The 2,252-nt window shown below is 31.3% G+C and carries 2 protein-coding genes; both read right to left on the bottom strand.

Features of this window, described 5'->3' with window-relative positions:
* Positions 1 to 439, bottom strand: a 439-nt coding sequence (locus tag Cyrtocomes_RS05925) for a helix-turn-helix domain-containing protein (RefSeq protein ID WP_322498266.1), incomplete at its 3' end; no start/stop codon positions are given.
* A gap of 74 nt (positions 440 to 513) precedes the next feature.
* On the bottom strand, positions 514 to 2,145 hold the full coding sequence (locus Cyrtocomes_RS05920) for a Tn3 family transposase (protein WP_322498267.1): 1,632 nt from the start codon (positions 2,143 to 2,145) through the stop codon (positions 514 to 516).
* Between the last annotated feature and the right edge of the window lie 107 nt (positions 2,146 to 2,252).

Here is a 2,252-nt window from a genome sequence, read left to right as displayed (position 1 = left end):
TTTTTTCAAGTATCTGTAACTGTGATTCGGTCAACAATATACCATCTTGAGCCATCTTTGCCTCTAAAGCTTTAAGTCTCCTCTTTAAATTATTCAAATCATGTCTGAGCCATATAGATCTTACCCCGCCTGGAGATACCATAATTCCTTGCCTTTTTAGCTCATTAGATACTCGTAGCTGTCCATATGCTGGATATTCTATTGCCATATCTAAAACAGCTTTTTCTACAACTGGGTCTACTCTGTTTGCCATGATTGGCTTTCTTCTGCTCATGTCTAGTAAAGCTTCTTCTCCTCCATTTTCATACAGTTCTTGAAATCTATAGTAGCTATCTCTGCTATAACCCATAGTTTTACATGCTGCTGATACATTACCAAGTCTTTTTGCAAGTTCTAGCAATCCTATTTTTGGTTTTATTATTTTTTGATTTAGATTCATTTTACACTACCTTTAAAAAATCGTTATTTTATTATAATGTAAGATTAAATGTCAACTAATACAGAAAAGTTACTCTAAGGAAATTTTATTTTATTTAATTCTCTCAAATTCCCATCTCGTACAGACTCAGGTAAGACAAAAGAAAATTTACCCAAAATATTAATATGTTTGCTCATTAAAGGGGAGATTCTAGCAATATCAGTGTCTTCAATTATTCTACCTTTTTCTTCCAATTGCTCTATTGCTTTTTGCATGTAGACCGTGTTCCAAATAACGATTGCATTAGTTACCAAACTTACTGAATTTAATTGATCTTCTTGATTTTCTTTATAATGTTTATAAATTTCTCCTTTTTTCCCATGATATATTGTCCTAAATACGCTATGACGGGATTCGCCTTTGTTAAGTTGAGTGAGTATATGTCTTCTATATTCACCATCATCAACATATCTCAACATATGAATGGTTTTTCTTATTCGTCCAATATTCACTAATGCTTTAGCTAAACTAGAGGGTCTATTATTTTTAAACAAAGATTTAATCAACTCATACGTGCTAATATATCCGAGTTTAAGTGATACAGCAATACGCAAAACATCTTCCCAATGTTTGATAATTATTTTTAAGCTTACTTTGTATCGTGCAATATCGTTAAGATCCTTATAATCAGCTGTTGAATCAATTCTCCAAAATCTTGAGGAGCCTGTATCTGCCATTCTGGGACTAAACTGATATCCAAGTAACCAAAATAATGCAAATATTATATCGCTAGTACCTGCTGTATCCACCATTACTTCGTTAATAGTTAATTTTGTTTGCTGTTGTGTAATAATATCAAGCACGTAAAGAGAATCTTTTAAAGTTCCTGGAATACACAAACCATTAGGTCCAGTAAATTGTCCAGAAGTCAAATTATAATATGTAAGTCCACGTTCATTAAAATATTTTTTATTTGGTCCTGAATTCACTGATTTTACAGCACACGCAAATCTTATACCGTCTCCAGATATAATATCACCACTCCCTATTTTTTGCGTTAATGGTAGGCCTATATGATAGTCCACAAGTCTTGCATTGGATTTTGCTATATTTTCCGAATTGAAATAATTTTGTTGAACCCAACTTAATTTTGCCCTTGATAATGTAGGTTCATTATTTTTTATTAATGGTTCGTAGCCAATGTTACAAGCTTCTGCCACCAGTATAGCACAAATATTTATATCTAGATCTTTCATTCTAGATTCTGATTCACTAATATGCATAAATTCTGAAGTAAATCCGGTAATTTTATTTACTTCCAGTAATAACTCTGGTAACTCAATTTGAGGTAATAAGTCAGATATTATAGTACGTGATAATATTAGGCTTTGTGATTCCTCAATCTTTTCTAATTTAGAAACTTGAATTTTCTTTTTACCTTTTTTATTTAAAACAATCTTGAGATTAGAATTTTTATCAAAATTGTTTAATGTAGTTGCATAAGCAAGACTCAAATCATTGCTCAATAAAATCACAGCATCTTGGGATTCAGTTGGTAATTTTAGTAATTTGCAAATCTCATTTTTCTTAGCTAACCACTCATCACCTGCAATAAGCTTATTTCTCGAATCACACCATTTATCACTATCTTCAACAAACAAATCCTTACTTCGCATATTGGATTGTAAATTGTCCAGAACACATAATGTATACCCGACATGATTAATTGTATTGTTATAGCTAAGATAGTATAAAATGGCATAATAATTGCTATATAGTAGATGTGAACAAATGTGAGGTAAAATGACATATCCAATACAATTTCGAAAGAAAG

The sequence above is a fragment of the Candidatus Cyrtobacter comes genome, from assembly GCF_034470605.1.
Classification (GTDB): Bacteria; Pseudomonadota; Alphaproteobacteria; order Rickettsiales; family Midichloriaceae; genus Cyrtobacter; species Cyrtobacter comes.
This window is presented reverse-complemented; position numbering and strand designations above follow the sequence as displayed.